This is a genomic window from Vibrio sp. (assembly GCF_050299255.1).
In the GTDB taxonomy this organism is placed as follows: Bacteria; Pseudomonadota; Gammaproteobacteria; order Enterobacterales; family Vibrionaceae; genus Vibrio.
Genome location: NZ_JBNKVP010000119.1, coordinates 1 through 6,376, shown reverse-complemented (window position 1 = coordinate 6,376; position 6,376 = coordinate 1). Strand labels below are relative to the sequence as shown.

General features: G+C 51.3%; 5 protein-coding genes. 4 read left to right on the top strand and 1 reads right to left on the bottom strand.

Going from position 1 to position 6,376, the window contains the following annotated elements; genetic code table 11:
- On the bottom strand, positions 1 to 1,058 hold a 1,058-nt coding region (locus ACQY6F_RS17775; RefSeq protein ID WP_428776351.1), incomplete at its 3' end, for a sigma-54-dependent Fis family transcriptional regulator.
- Positions 1,059 to 1,313: 255 nt separating this feature from the next.
- Here ACQY6F_RS17775 and exaC point away from each other — a divergent pair.
- The 4 genes from exaC to ahpF all read left to right on the top strand — a co-directional run.
- On the top strand, positions 1,314 to 2,834 hold the full coding sequence (exaC, locus tag ACQY6F_RS17770) for an acetaldehyde dehydrogenase ExaC (protein WP_428776350.1): 1,521 nt from the start codon (positions 1,314 to 1,316) through the stop codon (positions 2,832 to 2,834).
- Positions 2,835 to 3,149: 315 nt separating this feature from the next.
- A complete protein-coding gene (locus tag ACQY6F_RS17765; protein ID WP_428776348.1) occupies positions 3,150 to 3,815 on the top strand; it encodes an outer membrane beta-barrel protein in 666 nt (221 codons plus the stop codon).
- Positions 3,816 to 4,116: 301 nt separating this feature from the next.
- Entirely contained in the window at positions 4,117 to 4,674 is a 558-nt protein-coding gene (gene ahpC / locus ACQY6F_RS17760) for an alkyl hydroperoxide reductase subunit C (RefSeq protein ID WP_428776347.1), read from the top strand.
- Between the two features lie 154 nt (positions 4,675 to 4,828).
- Positions 4,829 to 6,376 (top strand): alkyl hydroperoxide reductase subunit F (gene ahpF / locus ACQY6F_RS17755; RefSeq protein ID WP_428776345.1); only part of this gene is annotated, 1,548 nt, incomplete at its 3' end.

Genomic DNA, 6,376 nt, shown 5'->3' with positions numbered 1-6,376 from the left:
GCATAACCAAACAGCTCCGACTCAATTAAATCTTTTGGCAGGGCACCGCAGTTAACCGCCACTAATGGGCCATTACGCCTGGCACTCTGCTGATGCAGCGCTTTGACGAATTCTCCTTTACCGACACCGGTTTCACCATGAATAAGCAGGCTGATTCCCTTGTCGATCACCCGGTTTGCCTGTTGCCAGGCGTGCTCTATGGTGCTGTCTCCGTGGTGCAGATCGCACGAAGGAGTCACGACTTTAGCCCGCCGCTGCTTTTTCTCCAGGTAGCGGGTAGCGAACACCAGTTCATTTGACTGATGCAAGTTACCCAGCAGATCGTCCAGAGAACAGCCGACGACATTGCGCTCGGCCAGCAACTGAGACGCGACCTGATTCTGTGCCAGTACCTCACCATTGGCATCGGCGATCACTATGCCCTGCCATCCGCTGTTCAGCAGCGACTCTTCCCACGCCAGATCGAGTCGGATGCTGCCATGTGGAATGCTGGACAACATCTGATTTTCCACCAGCTGTACCATGTTCTGAACCAGTACCTGGGTGGCGACGTCATGGCGCTGTTGCTCGCTGGTGATATCCAGAATGCCGACCAGATGACCCTGGTGATCAAACAGCGGGCTGGCAGAACAACTGATAAAACGGTGCCGCTGTATAAAGTGCTCATCGCCCATTACACATACCGGTTTGGCTTCTACCAGCGCGGTGCCGATGGCATTGGTACCTTTAAGCTTCTCTTGCCAGCAAGAACCGGGACCTAACGCTATGGCGGTAAGTTTTTCCTCAAACCTCTGCTGGCCCCAGGCTTTGAGTATTACCCCTTCCGTGTCGGTCAGAATCAGACGGCTGTCTGTTCGGGCAAACATCTGATTAAACAGCGGCAGAGCCATTTTTTCCACCGCGGCGATCAGCGCCGTGGCACTGGCCTGACGCCCTTTCAGGCTGGCCTGTGATAGCCGGGTATCCTGAGGCAGCCGGCGAGGCGTTAATCCGGCCTCGCGGCTGCGATGCCATGAGGTCGAAAGCCAGTCCCGACCGCTGTGAGTTTGAAGATCCATAATCGTACCAATTTGTCACATTCAGGGTGTGCCATTTTGGAACACCTGAACAATTCCAATGACTTACATACTGCTGACCAAGTCGTATTATTTGCATTTGTTATCACTTGGTAATCATAGTGTTACATTTAATTAACAACAAGATCGACCAAGTTGGTCTGTGATTTGCGTTGTCTCTGGTGACAATAACGCTCGTTTACGGCGCGTTTTAAACAAGAACCATAAACATCAACGAGAATGCAGAAGGATCAGATTATGATTTACGCTCAACCCGGTACGGAAAACTCGGTCATCACGTTTAAATCACATTACGACAATTTCATTGGTGGCGAATGGGTCAAACCCGTCAGTGGCGAATACTTTGCCAATGTGTCACCGGTGAACGGCCAGAGTTACTGTCAGGTTGCCCAATCCGGTGCTGAAGATATTGAACTGGCGCTGGACGCCGCCCACGCAGCACGCGCTGGCTGGGCAGCCACCAGTGTAGGCGAGCGGGCTAATATACTGCTGAAAATTGCCGATCGCATCGAAGCCAACCTGGAAAAACTGGCAGTGGCTGAAACCTGGGAAAACGGCAAGCCAGTACGGGAAACCTTAGCCGCAGACCTGCCGCTGGTGGTGGACCATTTCCGCTACTTTGCCGGCTGTATCCGTGCCCAGGAGGGCAGCGCCGCCGAACTGGACGCCAATACCGCCAGCTATCACTTCCCAGAGCCAATTGGTGTGGTCGGCCAGATCATTCCATGGAACTTCCCGATGCTGATGGCCGCCTGGAAACTGGCTCCCGCCCTGGCTGCTGGCTGTTGTGTGGTGTTAAAACCGGCAGAGCAGACGCCTACTTCGATCCTGGTGTTGATGGAAATCATTGGTGACTTACTCCCTGCCGGCGTGGTTAACGTGGTGAACGGTTTTGGCCATCAGGCTGGCCAGGCACTGGCGACCAGTAATCGCATCGCCAAACTCGCCTTTACCGGCTCTACAGAAGTGGGCCATCACATTCTGAAATGTGCCGCTGAAAGCCTGATCCCGTCTACGGTTGAGCTGGGTGGCAAATCACCAAATATCTATTTTGCCGATATCTTTGATCACGAAGACGAATATCTGGATAAATGTATTGAAGGTATGCTGCTGGCATTCTTTAACCAGGGCGAAGTCTGTACCTGTCCTTCACGGGTGCTGATCCATGAGTCTGTCTACGATAAGTTTATCACCAAGGTGGTTGAACGGGCACAAACCATTAAGCAGGGTAACCCGCTGGATAGCGATACTCAGGTCGGCGCCCAAGCCTCTCAGGAACAGTTTGACAAGATCCTCAGCTACCTGGAGATAGGTCGTCAGGAAGGTGCTGAGGTTCTGATAGGCGGCGACGTGTCAGAACAAAAAGGTGACTTGGGCTCAGGCTACTATATCCAGCCAACCATGCTCAAAGGCCACAACAAAATGCGCGTGTTCCAGGAAGAAATCTTTGGCCCGGTGATTGCCATCACCACCTTTAAAGATGAAGCCGAAGCGTTGGAAATCGCCAATGATACTGAATACGGCCTGGGTGCCGGGGTCTGGACCCGGGATGCCAACCTGGCCTACCGTATGGGTCGCAACATTCAGGCTGGTCGGGTTTGGGTGAACTGCTATCACGCCTATCCTGCGCACGCCGCGTTCGGCGGCTACAAGAAATCCGGTATCGGCCGTGAAACCCACAAGATGATGCTGGATCACTACCAGAATACCAAGAACCTGCTGGTGAGCTACGACGTCAATCCACTCGGATTTTTCTAACTTCCTCAGATAATCATCCCATGGCGGCTTTCTCTGGAAAGCCGCTTTTTTACTGCGCCAATGCCACAACCAAGCAAACCGTTTTGACCGCGATATTGTCGTTCACCACCCACAATTTAGAGTAATTTACCCAATCCATACAATTCCATACATTGTTGTTCGGGCATAACATTCATCTCATTGATAGTATTGCCGATAGCAGCCCGGCGACTCTCAATGGATCCAGTACTCTCCCCCCAGGGAGTCTCTCTCCTTCTCGCCGGGCTGTTATATCCAATCCATTCACTGACTTTATGTATTAGCAGGGTGATAGCTATGAAACCTATCTCGGCATTCGCGTGCGCCGGTCTTCTCGCGACCGTTTCTTTCAACGCATCCAGTTCACCAGCTCCGACCTGGTATCTGGGCATTGACTACATGCAGTCCGATATACTGTGGGATAATGACTATAACCGTGTAAAAGGTACCGTAATCGATGCCAAGCTCGAAGAATCTTTGACTGGCGTATCCTTTAATCTGGGTCGGGTAATGAATGACTGGTGGGCAGTAGAAATGAACTACAGCAGCACCGGCACTGATTCAATGACCGACACCCGCTATTTTACCGGTGGTGCGGGTGTGGAGTCGTATCTTGCCAGATTCGACCATGATTCAATTTCAATTGGTCCAAAGCTCACCTGGCGAACCGATTTCAATATGATGTTCTATGCCAAACCGACATTACATTACAGCTGGACTAAAACCAACGTTAACTACGACAACATCAGCTCAGTTTCCGTCGGCCGCATTGAAGTAAAAGAAAAACGCACAAACACCCATTTTGGTCTCGAAGTCGGTGCAGAATACTACTTCAGCAATAACTACGCGGTACATATTGCGCTTCAGCGCCAGTACGATGGCTTGCGGGTAGTGGATCAATTTTATAACGACGAGAAGTTCGACCTGGACTCACTTAAAGTTGGCTTAAACTACTACTTCTAAAGCAAAGCTCACTACCCTTACTCATTGGTAGTTAGAAACTAACATAGTGATCCCCGCTCAGTGCGGGGATTTTTTGTTTTCTCCCCGCGACGGTTTGCAACCTAAAGCAGATATGGCAGCAATGGCGTCCGCTACTGATCTTCCCTTTATCAAACGTCTCCACGCACACAAACACTAAATAATAGCTTTTCCCTATCAATAGGATAGATACAAGTGATTTTTCTTTAGGTTAGCGAGATGGGAATATACTTCCCGAAGGCAAGAAATTGCAACGCCAATAACTTAAAAGGAAAGTAACCATATGATTAATACTAAGATTAAGCCATTCCACGCAACTGCATACAAAAACGGTGACTTCGTTGAAGTGACAGAACAGGACGTTCTGGGTAAATGGGCAGTGTTTTTCTTCTACCCAGCAGATTTCACGTTTGTATGTCCTACCGAGCTGGGTGACCTGGCTGATCATTATGAAGAGCTGAAAGCTCGCGGCGTAGAGGTTTACTCAGTGTCAACCGATACTCACTTCACCCACAAAGCGTGGCACGACAGCTCTGAAACTATCAACAAAATTGGCTACTACATGCTCGGCGACCAAACTGGCACCATCACTAACAACTTCGGTGTGATGCGTGAAGGCCAGGGCCTGGCAGACCGCGCGACTTTCCTGATTGACCCGGAAGGTGTTATCCAGGCGGTAGAAATCACTGCTGAAGGTATCGGTCGTGACGCCGAAGACTTGTTACGCAAGGTAAAAGCGGCCCAGTACGTTGCGGCTCACCCAGGTGAAGTTTGCCCGGCTAAATGGAAAGAAGGCGAAGAGACTCTGGCTCCTTCTCTGGACTTGGTTGGCAAAATCTAACCATACCTATCTGAAATCATTAGATTTTAAGATGCCCTGAATAAGAGAGCGGGCCGGGTAGCTACTGACGACCGACCTGCCCGGCTGGCTCTCCCTCAATATTTTTATCCAGAGTGACCACTCTTTTTTAGAACCAAACAAAGGTGTAATTAATATGCTAGACCAATCAATCAAACAACAACTAAAACAGTATCTGGCTAACGTAAAGGAAGATGTCCGTCTAGTGGTCAGTCTTGATGAAAGTAAAGCCGCGCAGGAGATCTTCGCTTTGGCTAACGAGATAGCCGAAATGAGTGACCATATTTCTGTTCAGCGCGACGACCAGGCCAGCGAGCGCAAGCCGGTGATGGCGGTAACTAACCCAACCAAAGGCACAGCGCTGCAATTTGCCGGGGTACCTATGGGCCATGAGTTCACTTCATTGGTGTTGGCGTTACTCCACTCCGGTGGCCACCCAATTAAGCTGGAACAGCCAGTGATTGAACAGATTGCCCAGCTGGATAAAGCGCTGGATGTGGAAATCTTTATCTCACTGTCGTGTCAGAACTGCCCGGATGTGGTGCAGGCGTTTAATATGATGGCTGCAATCAACCCGGCGATACGTACCACTATGATTGATGGCGCGCTGTTCCAGGACGAAGTGAAGCAGCGTGATATTCTGGCGGTACCAAGTGTGTTCATCAACGGTGAACTGTTTGGCCAGGGTCGTATGTCGCTGGCTGAAATACTCAACAAGCTCGACGATGGTGCAGCGGAAAAAGCCGCCGCCCGCCTGAACGAAAAAGACCCTTACGATGTATTGGTGGTCGGTGGCGGCCCTGGCGGTAGCGCTGCAGCCCTATACGCCGCGCGTAAAGGTATTCGTACTGGCGTGGTCGCCAAGCGGTTCGGCGGTCAGGTGATGGACACCATGGCAATCGAAAACTTTATCTCGGTTAAGCGCACGGAAGGCCCCAAGCTGGCCACCGATCTCGGCGAGCACTTAAAAGAGTACGATGTCGATGTGGTAACCGAGCAGCAAGCAGAAAAGCTGATGGGCGCCGAGCACACCAGCGACGGGCTGATTCACGTTCAGCTTGCCAGTGGCGCGACCCTGAAGAGTAAAAGCGTTATCTTAAGCCCTGGCGCACGCTGGCGCGAAATGAATGTCCCGGGAGAACAGGAATACCGTAACAAGGGTGTGGCATACTGCCCGCACTGCGATGGTCCGCTGTTCAAAGGTAAAAAGACCGCAGTCATCGGTGGGGGTAACTCTGGCATAGAAGCCGCTATCGACCTGGCAGGTATTGTTGAGCACGTTACGGTGCTGGAGTTTGCCGACGTACTGCGAGCAGACCAGGTGCTGATAGACAAAGCCAATTCACTGCCGAACATCGACATCATTACCATGGCACAAACCACTGAAGTTATCGGCGATGGCAAACGGGTTACCGGCTTGAACTACAAAGATCGCAACAGCGGTGAAATCAAGCAACTGGAGCTGTCTGGCATCTTTGTTCAAATTGGCCTGGTACCCAACACGGAATGGCTGAAAGATTCAGCAGTGTCCCTGTCGGAGCGAGGCGAGATCGAAGTGGGCAGCCGCGGAGAAACCAGCCTTAATGGCGTATTCGCCGCCGGTGACGCCACCACAGTACCTTATAAGCAGATTATCATCGCGATGGGCGAAGGAGCCAAAGCCAGCCTGGGCGCATTTGATTAT